The organism is Nostoc sp. NMS4, assembly GCF_017115095.1.
Lineage (GTDB): Bacteria > Cyanobacteriota > Cyanobacteriia > Cyanobacteriales > Nostocaceae > Nostoc.
On the sequence record NZ_JABXKI010000252.1, the window covers coordinates 1 to 20,648 of the forward strand.

Here is a 20,648-nt window from a genome sequence, read left to right on the forward strand (position 1 = left end):
GATCCAGTGGACAACATTAATCAACCAGCCTTAGCTGCTGCACTCACGGAAAGCCTACAATTAGCCGGAAAAATTTCAGCTAATGCTCTAACAACAACTAATTACGGCATTTGTGCCACTTTAAACAACAAAATGGTCATTAAAGCCCCTGATTGGGCTTTCATTGCCAAAATTAATGTTAGTAGAGAAGAAGTAATACGCAGTTACACCCCTCAGCTACAGGGTGACATTCCCGTAATTGTAATGGAATTTGTTTCCGATACACAGGAGACAGAATATTCTATCAAAGCGACATATCCCCCAGGAAAATGGTTTTTCTACGAGCGCATTTTAAAAGTGCCAAACTACATTATCTTTGAGCCAGATAGCGGTAGTTTCGAGATGTATCGCTTAACCACAGAACAGTACATTTTGCAAGAGCCTGATGAAAATCAACGCTACTGGATAGCCGAAATGAATCTTTACCTTGGAGTATCCCAAGGCACTCGTGAAAATCGCGCCGGAAAGTGGTTACGGTGGTGGGATGAACAAGGAAACCTTTTGCCTTGGGGTTCTGAGTTAGCCCAACAAGAACGCGATCGCGCCGAACGACTAGCAGCACAATTGCGGGCGGCGGGAATTGAGCCAGAAGATTAAACTTCCTGTAAATAATTTAGGTTTGCTAGATTAGCGAAAAATTTGCTAAATCTAGCATTTTTTTTATCAAGATGAAATTTTAAATAATACCAATTACAGCCAAAAGTTGAGAGTATTTTTGTTAATTAGGGCTTGCTAATAATACCAAAGCTCAGGCTAATTTATTCCCGTTAAAATTTGAAAATTATGATTAATAATTTTCAAATTTGTAGCTGACAAGTATAATTTTATATTTTAGTATAAAGACATGATAAAGGCGATCGCCCAATCCCGCAAAAGATGAATGCGATCGCCCTTATCTGTCCTGCTTATTGTAGGCTGCATCAGAATTGCCTCAAGTTTACCTTGCTAAAGGCTCTAGTGATGAAACAAATCAAAATTATTGTCGAAAAACATTCTGACGGTTATGTTGCCTATCCTCTTGGTATCAAAGAAGCGATCGCACTTGAAGAAATTGGAGAACTAGATAGAATTTTCACCCATATCAACGCGATGCTAGTAGCTCAACACAATGATTGATGATGCTACTAAAGAAATTGTCCGAAAACGCGCCAATTATCTGTGCGAGTATTGCCATTCTCCCGAACGCATTTCCACAACAAGATTTACAGTAGACCATTTGATCCCAAAATCTATTGGTGGTTCTGATGAACTTAATAATTTAGCCTTGGCTTGTCGTCGTTGTAATGAACGTCGCTACAACTCTGTCGCCGGATATGACTTAGAGACTAAAGCAGTAGTACCTCTATTTAATCCTCGTCAACAAATTTGGTCAGAGCATTTTTTGTGGTCAGCAAATAGTAGGACAATTATCGGAGTTACCCCCATTGGTAGAGCAACCTGCAAGCCACTCGATCTTAACGGCGATCGCTATCCAGAAGATGACTCCATTCAGAGTGCGCGGGGTTTTTGGGTTAAACCTAGCTTACATCCTCCTAATGAAGATCCCCGACTTACTTAGTCGCAACGATTCTCCTTATCTAAACCGTATTACTCTTTAATCTACAACTGTTTAGTTCTAAACACAAACTTTTTAACTTCAAACGAAAACATTCTCACTTCAAACTGAAAAGTTCTCGTTTAAAACCAGAGCATTCTCACTTCAAACCAAAAACTTCTCGTTTTCAACCAGAACATTCTCACTTGAAGCCGGAAAGTTCTCGTTTAAAACCAAAACATTCTCACTTGAAACGAAAACGTTCTTGCTGACAACAGCAAAACTTAAGCTTCTGACTGGGAGTTTTTCACTTGAAACAGAAACACCCAAGCTCAGAAGCTCAAAGTTTTAGGCTTTTAGGTAGAAGCATTGAGTTAATTTCTCAACTTAGGGAACTCCAAATAAAAAAATACTCAACTACTTCTTGTGGGGTGGGCGACACGATAGCCCCAAGCCTTGGGCGGACAAGATGTCCACCCCACAAGATTGGATAATTTATTTGTTGGAAGTCCCTTATGAAGTTTGTGGTTGCACTTTTTTAGCTTTCCGGGCAAATCTGCGTCCTAAATCATCAATCATTGACTCTAAACCCGCGCCTTTCCCACTGACTTTCGCATAGTTATATACCATCAACCCAGCCGCATAAGCTTCGCTACCAACAGCCACAGATGTATCATCCACTAGTTCTTGCAGTTGCGTCAACGACAGCAAAATGGGATACAGGGCTTCAAATAATTCGATATCTTGGCGCATTTCATTCAAGTCAAAAGAACGAGGTAAGAAGTCAGGATTTTGTGTACCGATTTCCAACGCCTTACTCACAAACGCCCGACTCTTATCCCCCAGCTTGGGTAAAGCTTTACGCTCTTCGGTTGTCAAATCAATCAAGAACGGTAACTTTTCGCGGATAGTAGTAATAGCTCGCATCACAGCTTCCCTGTCTGCGGAGGAAAGTTTTGCACTGACTTTATTATCTGGCATTTTTCATACACCTTTAATGGTACTAAATTTCAGTATTCCCCAAGTAATTTAGAAAGTAATAGTTATTTATAAGCAATTAAGAAAATTTTTTATACCTTTAAATAAGTGATATCTCGCTAATTACCAACCTTGAGCAAGTTTCACGATTAGAGTCCAGTGGCATTTGACCCAAGGAAGCCGAACATTTAGAGATAATAGTAGCAGAGGTAATCTCAAAATTTAGCGTTAGCAGAGTGGTGTGCTAACACTTCGCAGCTAGTTGTGGAATAACATTATTACTTCTATAGGAATCCTATTTGATTGCGTGAAAAAACTCAGTACACATTTATTCACTTCTATTCCCTATTCCCTTTTAGAAGCTGTGAATTTAGCATAATAATTACGGTAGAGCCATAAAAGTAATAGCCAAAAAATATCAAACCCAATTTTTATTATGACTTCTTCTGCCCATTACATCCCTCAATCTGATCCGCCGCTTCCTCCTTGGGAAACGCTACCAACGATGTATGATTTACCAAGTGACAACCCAGAGGAACCAGGCTTGCCAGACGATTTCCACTTTTTACAACCCTTACTTTTATACCTAACTTTTCAGCCAATTAACTGGAATCCCGAACTAGTTTACAGTGCGGCTGGCCTTAATCTCTACTACGATTTACAGCATCCTTTGTGGTATAAACGCCCAGATTGGTTTGGTGTAGTAGGTGTAGGAAAATTACATAAAGGGTATAAAGGGCAAGACTTGCGGTTAAGTTATGTAACTTGGCAAGAACCAGCAAATCCCTTTGTAGTTGTTGAGTTATTATCTCCAGGTACGGAAGACGAAGATTTAGGCACAAGAAGAGAAAGTGCAGCAGATAAACCTCCTAGCAAATGGGAAGTTTATGAGCGAATTTTGCGGATTCCCTACTATGTTGTTTTTAGTCGCTACACTAATGAACTTCGGGCTTTTCAGTTAGTCGGCGGTCACTATGAACCGATGAATTTGACCGAAGGGCGCTTACTAATGCCAGAGATAGATTTAAGTTTAGGCTTATGGCAAGGTTCATTTCGAGATATTGAAAAGTTATGGTTAAGGTGGTTCACTTTGACGGGAGAATTAATTCCCGCACCCACAGAGGAAGCTGCTGCTGCAACCCAACGAGCTATGATTGCTGAACAAGAAGCTACAGAAGCTAAACAAGAAGCTACAGAAGCTAGACAAGAAGCGGCTCTTGCCAAACGAAAAGCAGAACAATTAGCAGAACGTTTGCGTCAGTTAGGCGTGAATCCTGATGAACTAGATGAATTATTGTAGCTTCACGAGTCTTTTCTGCTTTTGAGGAATCAGCTGTACTGAAAACTTTGATAATGATATTAGCTCTCAGAAAGATTAATTTTTGAGAGCGATCGCATATTTAGCACTTGAAATACATATAATATTCCTTTCAGCAAGTCTATAGCAACCTCATTTTTTATGAAAAACCATGATGTCACGCTATATCCTTACTGTTCCTCAACCCAGTTTCAATTGGGTTACAAAAGGGAAAATAAGGTTCAGCAGCAAATCTCAAAGGCAATACCCTGAACATTTGCAGATATTACCGCAGACACTGATGATGTTGCAGCGGCTAAAATACTTAAGTATGAGTAGTACGATCTAACTACTCAGGTTAAAATTGTCTATTTGGTAACACAAGACCATCAGAAAATTGTAGAAAAGTGTATTTCCTTGCCTCGATAGTGGTGCTAACCTCAATTTAAAGGATGTTATCAGCCTTTATCTGCTAGAGTTTCTGACTTTCGGCAAATTAGATAATTTATCAATAACAAAATCGCTAGGAGTGCGATGATGATGTCACAGTCCCATATCACAAGGCCAGAAATAGCTGCTGGAACTCTAATCGATAACCGCTATATTATCCAAAAACTTCTAGGACAGGGAGGATTGGGACGAACTTACTTAGCATTTGACACTCGTCGGTTTAATGAAGCCTGTGTTCTCAAAGAATTTGCACCTATTGGCACTGGCGAAAGTGGACTGGAACAATATCGCAACTTATTTAAAAGAGAGGCAAAAATTCTTCATCAATTGCAACATCCTCAAATTCCCAAGTTTTTGGCTTGCTTTGAAGGAGATGGTCGGCTATTCCTAGTACAAGAGTATGTTGACGGTAAAACATATTCGAGACTCTTAGGAGAACTTCAACGTCAAGGAAGAAATTTTTCTGAAGACGAAGTTATACAGTGGCTCAAGAATCTGCTGCCTGTTTTGGAATATGTTCATCAGCACAACATCATCCATCGAGATATTTCTCCTGACAACATCATGTTACCAGATGGCAAGGATTTGCCAGTGCTGATTGACTTCGGTGTAGGCAAGCAAATTGCTGACATTAACGAGGCGAGAAGTTCCAACCACCAGGTAACATTTGTTGGCAAAATGTCCCTTGTAGGTAAAGTTGGATATGCTCCCCGCGAACAAATTAGTTTGGGTTTATGTTCGCCCTCTAGCGACCTTTATGCTTTGGGTGTTACTGCTATTGTATTACTCACAGCTAGAGATCCATCTTTGCTAATGGATCAATACTCACTGGAATGGAACTGGCGTAATTATACCTATGTTACTGATGGGTTTGCTCAAGTACTTGATTGTATGTTAGAAGATAGACCTAACAAGCGATACCAAACAGCCAGCGAAGTTCTTAGAGATTTAGAGCGTATTAGAGAACCAGAAGTGGCAATATCTTCTGCAATCAAGGCTGATGATTTACCAGCCACAGTATTTAACTCTGAATTTCAGGCTATGTCGGCCATATCGCAATCATATAAGCAATCTGAAGAAACAATTTTTAATTCACCTACTAGCCCACAAACTGGGCCACGAATTGAACAACAACAATCTTCACTCCAACCAGCATTTATCAAACATTGTCAGCAAGAATTAGCCTACCACATCGGCCCAATGGCAAATCTAATTATAGAAGAAATACTAGCTCACAATCCTTATATTTCAGCTGACCAATTTATTGAACTTGTAATTAATGAAATTCCTAACTTTCAAGCAGCTTTTGAATTCAAAAAAAGCTTATTCTCCTAGAGATTTAGATATCACGAATTGAGGAATAATTTTTAATCTTTTAACCAAATTCTGTGGGTTTAAATCAACAGAGATATTGAAGAAGAAGTCAGAAGTCAGAATCAAAGCGCTCATAGCGGAGTGTCTGACTCGCTCTAAGCCTACCCCTGCTCTTAAGCAAGCTTACGCGCTAACGTCTCTGAAAGAGAAGGCTTTACGCTATGCTATCCACCAGTCTTACAGAATACCCAACTGAATTCTGACTCCTGACTCCTGAATTCTGTTTGATAAAATAGCAAGATTTTTTGGCAGGGTCTAAATACCTGTTACGAAAATTAATTACGTTAGTATTACGCAAAGCGAGTCTGTATATTTCTATGTTAAAGTAAGCTAACCGCAGCGTCTATGTGCGACACGCTGCTCGCGTTCGTAGAGAGCGCCATTACAAATTATTGTAATCGCTTGTACCTCCTTGAGTACGTTTGATTCTTTTCATCGCCATTTCTAAACTTAACTGCATCCGTTTAAAGGCTTTAGCTAAATTACCGATTTCATCATTAGACATCTGCTCAAATTCAACTTCCATGTGTCCTGTACTAACTTCTTCGGCTATGCGAGTCATGCGTTTGAGAGGCATCACAACTTGTCGATTTAAGAACAAGTTGACTAATAGGATAGTTGCTATAAATATAGCTGATACAATCAAAATAATTAGTAAGGAAGACTGATTGGCTTTACTGATGACATTTTTTGCAGGTACTGATACAATCTGAGCGCCAACAATTTCATTCAACTTCCACCCAAATCCGTTAGCAGCACCATAAAGACTAATCATACTTTGAGGTGCAGCTTCAGGTACACTATGACACTTCAGACAGCTTTCTTCAGAAACTGCTAAGGGACGAGCAATATAAAAGATATCTCCACCAGGAATTGAGCGAAATCCACTAACTTCTTTAAGGTCTGATTTATTTCTGAACTGTTCTACAATTTCCGTCTCAAAACCATCAGCCTTATCCCGAAGATTTGTCGGATTGAGAGTTGCTTCTTTATAAAAGAAATCACGGTAGTCTGTTGTTTTCCGTAAAATTTCAAATACCTCTCGTGCTGAGTATCCAGGCACAGTTTGCGGCAAAAATTCAGTAGCCAACTTATCAACTAGCTGTGGATTAACTTGAGTACTGGTATATTTCCGAACAGAACTCATTGTTTGGATGAGCATCAGACCAGTTGAGCTAATATCTTGTTTAGCATTCTCCCTCAGTAGAGAAGAAAGAGTAAATCCACTCAAACTCAACCCAAATGTCAAGATTACCAGTAGCAGAATTGTAAATTTTTGTTTCAGATTGAGGTTCTTTAGCATAATTTTAGATTATCTACAAGTCAAATTATTATGAACAAATATGTCTAAAATCAGTCTTTACTCTAGTATGAGCAATCAACTGTCATGTTTTCGCGCAAAGACATAGTTTAGGCAAAACTATGAGCGTATATCCAACTTTATACTATTAGTAATTATTGAGGTTAATGAAAATGTTCTCTAAGTAACTAAGTTCCAAAAAGCTACAACAGCAATTCAAATGGAATTCCCAAAAATTCGTGTTGGCTGTTCTGATATCTTGCCAAAATAAATACCAGCAATTGTCAAATATTACTAATGGTGTGGAATGCAGGAAAGTCTTTATTCGGGGGACGCTACATTATTGAAAGCCAATTAGGTGAAGGCGGAATTGGCATTACTTATCTTGCCACGAATCAACGAAATCAACAACGAGTGATTAAAACCCTCAAAGAAGAAATCCTGAATCACCCTGCCTGGATACTCCACCGAAACAAGTTACGGCAAGACTTTCGTGATGAAGCTGTTAGGCTGGCGGTGTGCCACCATCCTCATATAGTACAGATAGAAACCATCTTTGATGAGGGGAATTTGCCCTGCATGGTGATGGATTACATCGAAGGGGAAGACTTAGGACAGCGCTTGAGGCGAATAGGGGTGCTATCAGAGGCAGAAGCATTACTGTACATCCGGCAAATTGGCGATGCTTTGACTCTAATCCATTCTAAAGGACTGTTGCATCGGGATCTTAAACCACGCAACATTATGATCCGCATTGATAAATTAGAAGCAGTGCTGATAGACTTTGGCATCGCTAGAGAATTTGTTCCGAATATGATCCAAAGGCATACAGTGTATCGTACTCCTGGTTTTGCCCCACCTGAACAGTATGAATCAGAAGCGCCGCGAGGAGAATACATTGATATTTACGCCCTAGCCGCTACTTTGTATAATTTGCTTACCGCAGTTGTACCAACTAGTGCAGATGATAGACGTCACAATATTAATTTAGAGCCACCACAATATTTTAATCCGAAGATCAGCAACAGGGTAAATCAAGCTATTATGTGCGGCATGGATCTGGAGTCAACGTATCGTCCCCAGTCTGTGCAGGAGTGGTTGGATTTATTAGGCCCGGATACAGGGGAAGATGTAACCAAAATATCATCTATGTTAGTGATAGCGCCTAGACTGCAACTACCAGTACCTATTGTATTAGATCGGCAGATATGGCAATGCGTACAGACCCTCAAAGGTCATTCTAGTATGGTTCATGCGATCGCCATTAGCCCAGACGGGCAATTTATTGCTAGTGGCAGTAATGACAACACCATCAAGCTTTGGCAAGTAGGGACTGGCAAACTAGTACGTCAACTAGGTGGTTGGTTTTCTAGTCATTCCAGTATGGTTCATTCCGTCGCCTTTAGCCCAATCTCTTCAAACCTTTATTATCAAGGCGAATCCGGCAAATCTGCGGGAGTTGCAGAACCGAACCGGGGAATCTTAGCTAGCGGGAGCTGGGATAATACAATCAAATTGTGGGATGTCAACACAGGTAAAGAAATTCGTACTCTCACTGGTCATGCTAATTGGGTGAATTCCGTTGCTTTTAGTCCCGATGGCAAGTTTCTGGCTAGTGGCAGTGCTGACTGCACAATCAAACTGTGGCAGGTAAACACAGGTATAGAAATCCAAACTTTTACAGGTCATTCTGACTCAATTTCGTCAGTCGCTTACTCTCCAAGAACGCCTGTAACCAATAGCCAGGATAGACAGCTGGTAGCTAGTGGCAGTAATGATTACACCATCAAACTGTGGCAAATATATACAGGCAGAAATATTTACACACTTACAGGCCATTCCTTCTTTGTCAACTGTATCGCCTTCAGCAAAAATGGGGAAATGATCGCTAGTGGCAGTGGTGACAACACAATTAAACTGTGGCATATAAATACAGGCAGAGAAATTCGGACTCTTACAGGTCATTCTGATTCAGTTTGGTCAGTTGCCTTTAGCCAGGATGGACAATTTCTCGCTAGTGGCAGTTGGGACAACACTATCAAACTGTGGCACATACACAGTGGTAGAGAAGTTACCACACTTACAGGGCATTCCAACTATGTTAGATGCATTGCCTTCAGTCCCGATGGCCAAACCCTAGTTAGTGGTAGTGATGACGACACTATTAAGATTTGGCGAAGGGGTAATAAATAATTCGCCAACAGTATCTTCGCCACTTTTAGACCTAAAAAACCGCTAGTTCAGCGTAAGCATCAATGGTGGGTATACTAGTACCACCTCCATCGTGAGAACATACAAGATCAAGGGTGTACGGCACACTGGAAGTCCTATATGTAACGCCGCTAATTGTAGCTGCGTTAGTTGCACTTAGACCACCGCCAACAGCAGCTGTGTGCTGTTCAACAAAACTACCGTTTGCTCTAAGACCGCATCGGACAAATTCGCCGGTGGAGAAGTTGGTTGCACTTACTGAGTAAGTGATCACCTTAGAACCAGCAGGAACAGTAACTCGATGTATTATGAGTGGCACATCGTTGCCAAAGGGCAAGTTAAGAAATTGTGTTGTTCTCCTAAAGATTGCCTCGATTGCTGTTGCTGGCATTGTAAAACTGATAGCTGATCCGACAATAGCTAACAACGAACCACACAATGTCAATCGTTTCATATTGGGTATTCTCCTGGAATATAGCTGAAAATAAGGTACTCAAGTAGTTCAAATGAGGCTCTGTAAAGACGACTTTTCGTTGATGCAGACTCGGCCTGTCGCCGTTGATAAAGTAGCAATGGAGGTTTTTTTAAGACCTTATTTAAGTGCTAACACGCAATACTGTAAGTCAAATTGATAGTTAATAGTATTAATTTATATATTTTTTTGCTGAGTGTGGTTCGATACTTTTAAACCTACAGATAGAACTGCGATCGCTCCAAATTTGTGACAATAATGACGCTAACCGTGATTTTTGCACAATAAATAATTTAATTTTTTTATGGCCTTTGGTATTGGTGATATCTTCTGGATTTTTCTGCTTCTAACTTCTTTGCAACCCCTTTGGCAAAAACGTCAAATAGAATATCGGCGCTTGCGTGCTTTACAAGAATTTCAGCAGGAACGCAAAAGTCGGGTGATTTTACTGATTCACCGCCAAGAGTCCATTAGCTTCCTGGGAATTCCCATATCTCGCTACATTACTATCGAAGACTCAGAACAAATATTGCGAGCAATTCGCCTCACACCCCCAGATGTACCGATTGACTTAATTTTGCACACTCCTGGTGGTTTGGTTTTGGCTACCGAACAAATCGCCAGAGCGTTAATTCGCCACCAAGCAAAAGTCACAGTCTTTGTACCCCACTATGCCATGAGTGGCGGTACAATGCTGGCGATCGCCTCTGATGAAATTATTATGGATGCTAACGCTGTCTTAGGGCCAGTCGATCCCCAATTAGGCAATTACCCCGCAGCTAGCATCTTGAAAGTGGTTGAAGATAAACCCATCGGTGAGATTGATGACCAAACCCTCATTATGGCCGATCTCTCACGCAAAGCAATACAGCAGGTACAGCGATTTGTGCGAACTCTGCTAAAAGACAGTATACCTAAACAAAAAGTTTTGCCAGAAAATATCGAACCGATTATTGAAGCTTTGACAACTGGGCGCGTCACCCACGATTATCCCATAACTATTGAAGAAGCAACAGAAATGGGGCTGCCCGTAACGGTCGGACTGCCCCATTCTATTTACGATCTAATGGATCTGTACCCACAGTCACAAGGAGGACGACCCAGCGTGCAGTACATTCCTATGCCTTACAATGACCGTCGTCCAATTCTACCTACACCCAAGGGCAGACCCTTAGAAGAACCAAATCAGATGACTTGAGTGGCTCTGGGGTAGAAGTTTTTTCTGGCGACTAGGGTGTAGTTGTCGGTGTAGCTGTTGGTGTAGCTGTTGGTGTCTCTGTTGGTGTAGCTGTTGGTGTCTCTGTCGGTGTAGCCATCGGTTTCGCCGTCGGTGTAGCCATCGGTGTAGCCATCGGTTTCGCCGTTGGTTTAGCCGTTGGTTTAGCCGTTGGTTTAGTTGTTGGTTTAGTTGTTGGCTGACTGAAGACTGTTTTTGCTTCTTCATTCAGCTTTTGGCGGAGTGCTAAATTAGCAATACCAGTTTCTTGCAACTGATATTTCTTTTGATACTCCTTCACCACTTCTTCCGTGCGGGAACCATAAAAATGATCGCGCGGTAGGGGAGGATTTGGCTTCACCACTGCATTCAAATTTCTGTGCAGAATTTGAACGATGTTAGCAGCAAAATTTTGGGTTTTTGGCCCTGCGATGCCATCAACTGGTTTTAGCTTATAACCAGTCTGAAATTCTCGAATTGCCTTTTTAGTTTCCTCGTCCGTCAAAGCAGTATTTGTTACCTTGACGTTATAGCCTAATCCCCGCAATACCTCACGGAATTGCTGGGGCGTATAACTTTTCTGAGTGGCTGCAAAACCTGTGTCTGCAACTACCAAACTAGCAGTCATCAGGCAAGTAACAGCAAAGGTTGCGCTTGATTTTCCAAACCCACACCACATACTTAAAAACTCCTTTGGGTTAAATCAGCAGGATCATAAACGTTAACAGCTGCATTTTAAGTTTGTTTAATAACTTTTTTCACGATTATTTAATGAATTTTGAACAAATTGTGATTTTTTTTTGTTAAAGTAACTCAATTTATAAAAAACAATTTGTGTCATCTATCAAAAGAAGTATCTTGTATTAGCAGAGATACAGGGTTATCATTTGAATCGAATACACCTTCTAACGCTAAATTGTGGACAAAAGCACATCTGTGCATTGGTGTCAACTCAAGTTGAAAGCTAGTCTCTTGTAGCTGTAGCGCAATGAGGAGTATTTTCAGCTTAAATGAAAGAGCTTATGTTTTAAATACGTAAAAGTATAATTTTTTACAAAAAAATGAGAAATATAAAATCTTCTAAGCAGCGTAATCTTTGGTTTGAGAGATTTATGGCAATTGCTGCCACCGTAAATTTAAGTTTAGTTTTGTTTGATTTAAGTTACGTACCTTGGCGAGATTTCTACTTGCGAAAAATTCCCCAAATTACCAAGATTTATGACCCAATAAAAGGTATTGAATTCCATCGAGACACAGAAAACTATCTGAAAACAGTAGACGCATTAGAAGAAGAAGTTAGGCAAACAGGGTTACAGTCGCCTGAAGTAAATGGCAAGTTAATGCAAATAAGTCGTCTTAGCGGCGAGATGATTGACAGCAACCCGTTTGCAGGAGCTAATAAGAGTGGGACTCTGGAAACAATCAAAAAGAGGATGCGATCGCACATCGGTAACGAATCTGCAAAACAGTCCTTCGCTACTTTTTGGAGTCAGCCATACATATCACAAAATGGTTGGTCTAAAGAAATTAATTTTTTTAATCAGAGCATCCGCCCTTTAATCGCCACTAACTACTACCGCCAAATTGGGGAAAATGGCGATTTTGTGGATAATTTCTGGATTATCGACTTACCATTTATAATTTTATTTGGCGTAGAATTGCTGGGGCGTACCTTCTTGCTCAAACGCCAACATCCTGGTTTAAGCTGGTTAGAAGCAGTATTGTGGCGTTGGTACGATTTATTTTTACTACTCCCATTTTGGCGCGGGTTGCGAATCATACCTGTAGTAGTCCGCCTCGATCAAGCGCACTTATTGCATTTGCATCCAGTCCGAAAGCAAATTAATCAAGGGATTGTCGCCAACTTTGCCGAAGAACTGACAGAAATTGTCGTGGTAAGGGTAATTAATCAGGTTCAGGGTTCAATTCAGCGTGGTGAGTTAACGAGTTGGCTCTCGCAACAAGAAAATTTACGTCCCTACATAGATATTAATAATGTGAATGAAGTGGAAGCGATCGCAGGTCTTTTGGTAAAAACAATTGTCTACCGAGTGCTACCCGAAATTCAACCTGCGATCGTTGCCATTTTGCGCCACAACATCGAAACCGTCTTCCATCAAGTCCCCGTCTACCGCAACCTCCAGAACCTCCCAGGCGTGGGACAAGCCCAAACCCAGTTAAGCGAACAATTGGCGACTCAAATCACAACTAATCTTTACAAAACTTTAGTTAGCGCCGTTGAAGACCCTGTAGGCGCAAAACTCACCAGTCAACTAGTACAAAGCTTCAGCGACGCTTTGGGATCTGAAATAAAAGAAAAACACCTACTTTCAGAAATTCAGAGTTTACTTTTTGACTTCTTAGAGGAAATTAAACTCAACTACGTCCAACGTTTGTCCCAAGAAGACATAGACCAAATTATCGAGCAAACCAGGAAGCTAAGAACACAAGTATCAGTTCCAACAGTAGTGGACAAAGGCACCATTATCCCAAAGATACGAGAAGGGTAGATCAGGGAGATGAGGGGAATGAGGGAGCAGGGGTTAGGGAGTTGACAGTTGATAGTTGACAGTTAGTTGTCCCATGCCCAATGCCCAATGCCCAATGCCTAATGCCCAATGCCCAATGCACGACTATAAAAGAAATGCGCTAAACTCGAATTAGGCGAATCATCATTTGGTTCGTCACAAGACTTCTTGGAAGATATACCTATCGCAGGAAGTGGGTCGAAGCCCACTTTTTTTATTGAATTCTCTCATGGCTCATCCTTTAGTTCCACAAATTATTGATTTGGCGACACCAGTGGCAGAAGAACTGGGATTAGAAGTGGTTGGCGTGGTTTTTCACACCAACCAAAGTCCACCAGTGTTGCGGGTAGACATTCGCAATCCTGAGCAAGACACTGGTTTGAACGATTGTGAGAGGATGAGCCGTGCTTTAGAAGCCTCCTTAGATACTGCCCAAATTGTTCCAGATGCTTATGTCTTGGAAGTGTCTAGTCCTGGTGTTTCGCGGCAACTGGTAACAGACAGGGAATTTATTTCCTTTAAAGGATTTCCTGTCATCATCTCCACTTCGCCACCCTACGACGGACAACAAGAGTGGATTGGTCAGTTGATTCGCCGGGATGAGACAGCACTTTACTTAAATCAAAAAGGTCGTGTAGTCGAAATTCCCCGTTCCCTAATTACTAAGGTGCAGCTAGACGAGCGCCGATAAACGAGTTACTGAAGGCTAGGGACTAGGGACTAAGGATTAGGGATTGCAGGAGCAGAGGAGCAGAGGAGCAGAGGAGCAGAGGGGAAGTTGCTGCAAGTCTTTTCCCTTTGCACCCAATGCCCTTCAGGAGTGCTGAGTGCTGTTAGCGGATAGCTAAGGTTTAGCCCGTGCTGAGTTAGGAGTAGAGACGCGATTAATCGCGTCTCTACAAGAGTTAAGGGTTAGGAGTTTTATTTATCTCCTTGTCTCCCTCATCTCCCTCATCCCCGTCATCTTCTCCATTCCCCATGCCCAATGCCCCATGCCCTACTCCCTAATTTTTAAAGGAGATTGCTTATGTCAATGGTTACTTTACCTGGATTAAAAGAATTAATTGAAAGTATAAGTCGAGAGCGGAATTTACCCCGGCTTGCAGTTCAATCAGCTATTAGAGAAGCACTACTCAAAGGCTATGAACGTTATCGCCGCGCCCAAAATTTAGAGCGCAGACAGTTTGACGAAGATTATTTTGAGAATTTTGAAGTAGAACTCGATATTGAAGGAGAAGGGTTTCGCGTCCTTTCCACCAAAACTATTGTCGAAGAAGTCAATAATACAGACCACCAGATTTCCCTAGAGGAAGTTCAACAAGTAGCTCCCGAAGCGCAGTTAGGTGACTCTGTAGTGCTGGATGTTACTCCGGATCAAGGCGAATTTGGTCGGATGGCGGCCATGCAAACTAAGCAGGTATTGGCGCAAAAATTACGGGATCAACAGCGCCAGATGGTGCAAGAAGAGTTTCAAGATTTAGAAGGAACTGTTTTGCAAGCTAGAGTCCTGCGGTTTGAGAGGCAATCTGTGGTTCTGGCAGTTAGTAGTGGCTTTGGTCAGCCAGAAGTAGAAGCCGAATTACCGAAACGGGAACAGCTGCCCAACGATAATTATCGGGCAAATGCCACCTTCAAGGTATATCTCAAAAAAGTCTCCCAAGGTCAACAACGAGGGCCACAGTTGCTTGTGTCTCGTGCTGATGCTGGTTTGGTGGTTTATCTTTTCGCCAACGAAGTCCCAGAAATTGAAGATGAAGTGGTACGGATTGTTGCCGTAGCTAGGGAGGCAAACCCCCCTTCTCGTTATGTCGGACCCCGGACTAAAATAGCAGTAGATACTCTCGACCGCGATGTAGACCCAGTTGGCGCTTGTATCGGAGCCAGGGGATCGCGGATTCAAGTGGTAGTCAATGAATTACGCGGTGAAAAAATAGATGTAATTCGCTGGTCGCCAGACCCAGCTACATACATTGCCAATGCTTTAAGTCCAGCACGGGTAGATGAAGTACGCCTAATGGACCCAGAATCGCGGCAAACTCACGTACTTGTAGCTGAAGATCAATTGAGTTTAGCCATTGGCAAAGAAGGGCAAAACGTCCGTTTGGCAGCCCGCCTGACTGGTTGGAAAATTGATATCAAAGACAAAGCTAAGTATGACTATGCAGGAGAGGATACTAAATTTGCAGCCGTGAGAAAAAAATATCAATCAGAAGAATCAGAGGAAGACGATCTTGAATATGAGGAAGAATTCGAGGATGAAAATCAGGACGAATCAGAAGAGGAAGATAGTTTTGACAGTAACGATGATGAATAATTGATTAATTTTGTAAAGTTTTGATACTGTAGATTGTAGTCTCAGTCTCTTGGATGATTTTCTCAAAAGCTACTTGTTATAAGTAAAAAATAGTAATAATAAACTTCTTTTGACATCCCAAATCCTGGACTGAGATCGCAGAGAACCGATGAAACCAAATTATCGGCGCTGTATTAGTTGCCGTAAAGTAGGCTCAAAAGATGAGTTTTGGCGGATTGTCCGCGTCTTTCCATCGGGAAAGGTACAATTAGATCAGGGCATGGGGCGTTCTGCCTATATTTGTCCGCAAACGAGTTGCCTACAAGCAGCTCAAAAAAAAAATCGACTAGGGCGATCGCTACATGCATCAGTGCCAGAAACACTGTACCAAAGCTTGTCGCAACGTCTAGCCCCCAGCAATACCCAAAATAAAATTTAGAGTAGTTTTCTGTGGGCAAGTAAAACTTTGACGGTGCAAAAGTGTTGAACATTTTTGTATTGATCAAGTTCTGTGGTGTGGCATCCCGTGGAATTAAAACAAATGCTCAACGGAGCCGGACACACTCCGCCTCTGGTTAATGTCCAGGATATCGGGAGTCGTACAGACTTCTACACTGTCCCGCAAGTCAGGGTAGAAGTCTGTCACTGCCAAAATATAAAATGGGTGTAAGAGGCATTCGGCTCTCTAATAACAAGAGGGGCGAGGCCAGATTCCCAGAACAAGATGTAATCGATTGTGTTGTGGAAGACTCAGAATCAACAAAACAAAAAACTACAAAATGGCAACCTGGTAGCGCTCAGGCGCAGTTCGGCGTCAACGGTTCCTATAAAAATCCTTTATTTAAGAAATTTTTATGGGTATACCTCAACCATCATTCCTGGTGGGGATGCCATTATTAAACCGAAACATCTCTCTTTCCTGATTGGAGGCACCGGCAAAAACTGAACGGCAACCTAAAAACAGTAATCCAAGGATGGAGATGTCGCAAACCAGGCAACCATCCGCTAAAACTGTAAATTAAAGGGGAAGAGTGGATGAACAACGGCAAAGTTAGAATCTATGAATTATCAAAGGAATTGAATTTGGATAACAAAGAGCTATTAGCAATTTGCGAGCAGCTCAGCATCTCGGTCAAAAGCCATAGCAGCACGATTTCAGAATCCGAGGCAGAAAACATCCGGGCGGCGGCAGAAAAGCTTGCAGCTACGAATGTATCTGCCAAAAAGGAACTAGGTACAACCAGCCATAAGCCCAATTCACCACCCAACGGCGGACGTAACCGACCAGCTGCACCCCACAAACAGCAAATTTTGGAAATACGCAAACCCAAAATCTTGAGAAATACTACTTCCAACGCCCCAGAAGCGTCACTTGCTAACAATACCCAAGCTGCCTTGTCTGAAGCTAATCCTCCCTCTCCTCCACGGCCTTTCGCTACACCAGTCTCGCCCATGAAGCCGGCAGCACCAACTAGACCTGTGCCCCGGACTCAATCTGAGACCCAAGAGCAACCTCCGATCGCTGACTTGGAACAAACGCCGAATGTCAATCAGGCGCCGGAAAAAATAGTATCCCCAAAACCGGAAAAAACAGTTCCACCCAGACCGAAAGCGGAAAAACCGATCAAACCGCAACTAGTTGCTCCTCCATCCAGACCGGCGGCAGAAGAAGCCCCGGTAGCAGATGAGCCGGGATCTCCGGCATTTAAGCCGGTTCTCAAACGCGACCAACGGCTACGACCCGTTGAAGGCGATCGCGAGCAAATTAAGCCGAGAGTTGCTAAACTGCCAACCGATCAGTCTGCACCATCTGCACCACAAAGAACAAGTCGTCCCACCCCTTCACCCAGCAGACCAGAGCCGAGGGGCAATAGACCATCTGCACCATCACAACTGGGAGAGGGACAACGACCCAGGCCAGCACGTCCAGGTGAAGCTGTAGCCGCCGCAATGCCGATCGCTACTCCACCGAGACAAATGTCAGGAATGGCGGGCAAATCTCAAGGATTGGGTGATGAACCAATCACACCCGATCTCCTCGACTTGAAACGCCCAAGTCCGCCTCGGCCAACCAAGGGCGGCAAAAAGTGGGTAGAAGAGGAAATCATTGACGAAGTTAAAGAGAAGGCAAAAGCTGGCGTTAAAGGCAAACGGATCAAGCCCATACTTGATGATGAGTTTGAAGAAGATTTGCTGGATGATGACGATATAGACTCACCAGCCACAGTCCAAGTTAGCCTTTCCATTGCTCGTCCTCCCAAACCCAAAGCAACTCGACCTGTACAGATGCCAGGTGCAACCCTTGCTAGCGCCCCAACTGCAAGAGCCAGAAAGCCTGGTTCTCGGTCTGGTTCCAAGTCAGGTTCTGGACGCGACCATCACCAAAACCGTCGCCAAGAAGCCGAGACAAAGCGCGATCGCCCCGAAAAAGTGACGATCACAGGGCCGTTGACTGTGCAAGAACTGTCTGATGTATTAGGCGTTGCCGATACAGAGATTGTCAAAATCCTGTTCCTGAAAGGCATGGCGGTGAGTATCACCCAAAATCTGGATGTTCCCACAATTACCCTGGTAGGAAAAGAACTAGAAATAGAAGTCGAAACCGTCGAACGAGAAGCAGAAGCTCGGAAAATCACGGAAATGGTCGGCGCAGAAGACCAAGAATATCTCCATCGCCGTCCGCCAGTCGTGACAATTATGGGTCACGTAGACCACGGTAAAACAACCCTGCTCGACTCAATCCGCAAAACCAAAGTGGCTGCTGGCGAAGCTGGCGGGATCACTCAACACATTGGTGCATACCATGTGGATGTGGAACATGAGGGCAAACCACAGCAGATAGTCTTCCTGGATACTCCTGGTCACGAAGCCTTTACAGCGATGCGGGCAAGAGGAGCGCGGGTAACAGACATTGCTGTGTTAGTAGTGGCTGCTGATGATGGTGTCCGTCCCCAAACTATTGAAGCCATTAGCCACGCCCAAGCTGCGGGAGTGCCAATTGTTGTTGCCATCAACAAAATTGATAAAGAAGGGGCGCAGCCAGAACGGGTTAAACAAGAACTGACCCAGTATGGTCTGACAGCAGAAGACTGGGGCGGTGAGACAATCATGGTTCCCGTGAGCGCCATCAGAGGTGAAAATCTGGATACGCTCTTAGAGATGATTCTCTTAGTAGCAGAGGTTGCCGAACTATCTGCCAACCCAGATCGTACTGCCAAAGGAACTGTCATTGAAGCACATCTGGATAAAGCCAAGGGAGCAGTTGCTACCCTGCTAATTCAGAATGGCACTCTGCATGTAGGAGATATCTTAGTCGCTGGTTCAGCCTTCGGTAAAGTCCGGGCGATGGTGGATGACAGAAGCAAGAGAGTAGAAATTGCTTCTCCTTCCTTTGCTGTCGAGGTGTTGGGTTTAAGTGATGTACCAGCAGCCGGTGACGAGTTCGAGGTCTTCTACAACGAAAAAGAAGCCAGAGCGCTAGCAAGCGATCGCGCCGACAGACAACGCCTATCCCGCCTATTACAAGGTCGTGTTACCCTGACAACCCTGTCCGCTCAAGCCCAAGAAGGCGAGTTGAAAGAACTCAACTTAATCTTGAAGGGAGACGTACAAGGTTCCGTAGAAGCCATTGTGGGAGCGCTCAAGCAAATCCCGCAAAACGAAGTCCAAATTCGGATGCTCTTGGCGACTGCTGGGGAAATTACCGAGACAGATATCGACTTAGCAGCTGCCAGTAACGCTGTAATTATTGGCTTCAATACCACCTTTGCCAGTGGCGCTAGACAAGCCGCCGATGAAGCGGGTGTCGATGTCCGGGAATACAACGTCATCTACAAACTCCTAGAAGATATCCAAGATGCCTTGGAAGGTCTTTTGGAACCAGAGTTGGTGGAAGAACCCTTGGGTCAAACCGAAGTCCGGGCTGTCTTCCCAGTCGGTCGTGGTGCGGTTGCCGGTTGCTACGTTCAATCTGGCAAGCTAGTTCGCAACTGCAAAGTCAGGGTGCGACGTGGCGGTAAGGTAATCTTTGAAGGCGTGCTTGATTCCTTAAAACGGATGAAAGAAGATGCCCGCGAAGTCAATGCCGGTTACGAATGCGGTGTCGGCATCGATAAATTCAATGATTGGGTTGAAGGTGACATCATCGAATCCTATCAGATGGTTACGAAGCGTCGCACTCTCACCTTAACAAGGTAGTGTTAAGGGTAAAATGGTTAGAAGTTAGGAGTGACAAATTAGGAGTTAAAAGCTGCTAATTCCTAACTCCTAACTCATAACTCATAACTTTTTATTATGCATTCATTTCGCTCTGAACCTATTTTGTGGATTCACGTCGCTGGATTAGCGACGTTGCCTGTTTTTTTAGTACTCTGCTTATTGTTTTTGTCCGTAGGCGAGCCATTTTTGCCCGTCTGGATGGAACTATTCTTAGTTGCCGCCATTGGTGTTCTCCCCCTGCTATGGATGCAGTTGCGTCGCCCCTTTTATATATTTGCTCTTTTAGGAATAGCCCAAAAACCAGAAAATCTGACTGAGCGGCAGCGAAAAATTCTCTGTTTAATTAATACAAAATCAAATCGTATCCTGGCATTGGTGGCATCAGTCTTGTCGGTGTGGATACTGTGCTATCTTTACCAAATTGCCCCATTAGTAGCAAATTCAGCTAAATTTATCCCACAATGGCGCAGTCTTGCACTAGTGCTGGCGGGATTAGCCTATTTGGGCGGTAATCTATTTTTACAAATACCTGTGAGTGTAATGCGAGTTTTGGTGACTAATGACACAGAATTCGCTGGCATAGAACCATTATCTTTAGAAAAGATTAAGCAGGATTTTACAATCTTAGGGGTGAGGGTTAACCAAATCGTACCCCGATTACTGCAATCCTTGTTTAGGATAAATACAGATTCGTAGTAGCCCTAAAGTATATTATTTCACTTTAAAGGGCTAGAGAGG

Annotated in this window: 18 protein-coding genes; 14 read left to right on the forward strand and 4 right to left on the reverse strand. The window is 43.0% G+C overall.

Annotation, left to right across the window (positions count from 1 at the left end):
* The 3 genes from HWQ37_RS22595 to HWQ37_RS22605 all read left to right on the forward strand — a co-directional run.
* A partial coding sequence (locus tag HWQ37_RS22595; protein ID WP_292751054.1) for a Uma2 family endonuclease occupies window positions 1–636 on the forward strand: 636 nt, incomplete at its 5' end.
* 363 nt (window positions 637–999) lie between these two features.
* Complete coding sequence (locus HWQ37_RS22600; protein WP_292751057.1) at window positions 1,000–1,155, forward strand: hypothetical protein; 156 nt, start codon at window positions 1,000–1,002, stop codon at window positions 1,153–1,155.
* Window positions 1,148–1,597: an HNH endonuclease gene (locus HWQ37_RS22605; RefSeq protein ID WP_292751060.1), complete on the forward strand. Its 450-nt coding sequence runs from the start codon at window positions 1,148–1,150 to the stop codon at window positions 1,595–1,597. Before HWQ37_RS22600 ends, HWQ37_RS22605 begins: the two co-directional genes overlap by 8 nt.
* 489 nt (window positions 1,598–2,086) lie before the next feature.
* Here the strand turns inward: HWQ37_RS22605 and HWQ37_RS22610 are convergent, their stop codons facing one another.
* Window positions 2,087–2,554, reverse strand: a complete 468-nt coding sequence (locus tag HWQ37_RS22610) for a hypothetical protein (RefSeq protein WP_292751063.1) — start codon at window positions 2,552–2,554, stop codon at window positions 2,087–2,089.
* A 433-nt stretch (window positions 2,555–2,987) separates the two neighbouring features.
* Between HWQ37_RS22610 and HWQ37_RS22615 the strand changes: the two genes are divergently transcribed.
* Together HWQ37_RS22615 and HWQ37_RS22620 are read left to right on the forward strand one after the other, a co-directional pair.
* Complete coding sequence (locus HWQ37_RS22615) at window positions 2,988–3,851, forward strand: Uma2 family endonuclease (RefSeq protein WP_292751066.1); 864 nt, start codon at window positions 2,988–2,990, stop codon at window positions 3,849–3,851.
* 537 nt (window positions 3,852–4,388) lie between these two features.
* On the forward strand, window positions 4,389–5,633 hold the full coding sequence (locus HWQ37_RS22620) for a serine/threonine-protein kinase (protein ID WP_292751068.1): 1,245 nt from the start codon (window positions 4,389–4,391) through the stop codon (window positions 5,631–5,633).
* A 421-nt stretch (window positions 5,634–6,054) separates the two neighbouring features.
* On the opposite strand, the gene HWQ37_RS22625 is transcribed toward HWQ37_RS22620, so the two are convergent.
* A complete protein-coding gene (locus HWQ37_RS22625; RefSeq protein ID WP_292751071.1) occupies window positions 6,055–6,975 on the reverse strand; it encodes a c-type heme family protein in 921 nt (306 codons plus the stop codon).
* Window positions 6,976–7,269: 294 nt separating this feature from the next.
* On the opposite strand from HWQ37_RS22625, the gene HWQ37_RS22630 reads away from it, so the two are divergent.
* Entirely contained in the window at window positions 7,270–9,165 is a 1,896-nt protein-coding gene (locus HWQ37_RS22630) for a serine/threonine-protein kinase (RefSeq protein ID WP_292751074.1), read from the forward strand.
* A 31-nt stretch (window positions 9,166–9,196) separates the two neighbouring features.
* On the opposite strand, the gene HWQ37_RS22635 is transcribed toward HWQ37_RS22630, so the two are convergent.
* Window positions 9,197–9,637, reverse strand: coding sequence for a hypothetical protein (locus tag HWQ37_RS22635; RefSeq protein ID WP_292751077.1), 441 nt, complete (start codon window positions 9,635–9,637; stop codon window positions 9,197–9,199).
* A gap of 322 nt (window positions 9,638–9,959) precedes the next feature.
* On the opposite strand from HWQ37_RS22635, the gene HWQ37_RS22640 reads away from it, so the two are divergent.
* Window positions 9,960–10,853, forward strand: coding sequence for an SDH family Clp fold serine proteinase (locus HWQ37_RS22640; protein WP_292751080.1), 894 nt, complete (start codon window positions 9,960–9,962; stop codon window positions 10,851–10,853).
* A gap of 31 nt (window positions 10,854–10,884) precedes the next feature.
* Here the strand turns inward: HWQ37_RS22640 and HWQ37_RS22645 are convergent, their stop codons facing one another.
* Entirely contained in the window at window positions 10,885–11,550 is a 666-nt protein-coding gene (locus HWQ37_RS22645; protein ID WP_292751083.1) for a peptidoglycan-binding domain-containing protein, read from the reverse strand.
* Between the two features lie 382 nt (window positions 11,551–11,932).
* On the opposite strand from HWQ37_RS22645, the gene HWQ37_RS22650 reads away from it, so the two are divergent.
* From HWQ37_RS22650 to HWQ37_RS22680, 7 genes are all read left to right on the forward strand, one after another.
* The gene (locus HWQ37_RS22650; RefSeq protein WP_292751085.1) at window positions 11,933–13,381 is read left to right on the forward strand and encodes a hypothetical protein; all 1,449 of its coding nucleotides are present in this window, start codon (window positions 11,933–11,935) and stop codon (window positions 13,379–13,381) included.
* A gap of 247 nt (window positions 13,382–13,628) precedes the next feature.
* Complete coding sequence (gene rimP, locus HWQ37_RS22655; RefSeq protein WP_292751088.1) at window positions 13,629–14,090, forward strand: ribosome maturation factor RimP; 462 nt, start codon at window positions 13,629–13,631, stop codon at window positions 14,088–14,090.
* A 336-nt stretch (window positions 14,091–14,426) separates the two neighbouring features.
* Window positions 14,427–15,713 carry a transcription termination factor NusA gene (gene nusA, locus HWQ37_RS22660; protein ID WP_292751091.1) on the forward strand — a complete coding sequence of 429 codons (1,287 nt, stop codon included), beginning with the start codon at window positions 14,427–14,429 and terminating at the stop codon, window positions 15,711–15,713.
* A 148-nt stretch (window positions 15,714–15,861) separates the two neighbouring features.
* Window positions 15,862–16,131 (forward strand): YlxR family protein, encoded by a 270-nt coding sequence (locus HWQ37_RS22665; RefSeq protein ID WP_292751094.1) that lies wholly within the window; start codon window positions 15,862–15,864, stop codon window positions 16,129–16,131.
* Between the two features lie 72 nt (window positions 16,132–16,203).
* Window positions 16,204–16,362 carry a hypothetical protein gene (locus HWQ37_RS22670; RefSeq protein ID WP_292751098.1) on the forward strand — a complete coding sequence of 53 codons (159 nt, stop codon included), beginning with the start codon at window positions 16,204–16,206 and terminating at the stop codon, window positions 16,360–16,362.
* A gap of 365 nt (window positions 16,363–16,727) precedes the next feature.
* Complete coding sequence (gene infB / locus HWQ37_RS22675; RefSeq protein ID WP_292751101.1) at window positions 16,728–19,889, forward strand: translation initiation factor IF-2; 3,162 nt, start codon at window positions 16,728–16,730, stop codon at window positions 19,887–19,889.
* A 96-nt stretch (window positions 19,890–19,985) separates the two neighbouring features.
* Window positions 19,986–20,606 carry a low-complexity tail membrane protein gene (locus HWQ37_RS22680; RefSeq protein WP_292751103.1) on the forward strand — a complete coding sequence of 207 codons (621 nt, stop codon included), beginning with the start codon at window positions 19,986–19,988 and terminating at the stop codon, window positions 20,604–20,606.
* Window positions 20,607–20,648 lie beyond the last annotated feature (42 nt).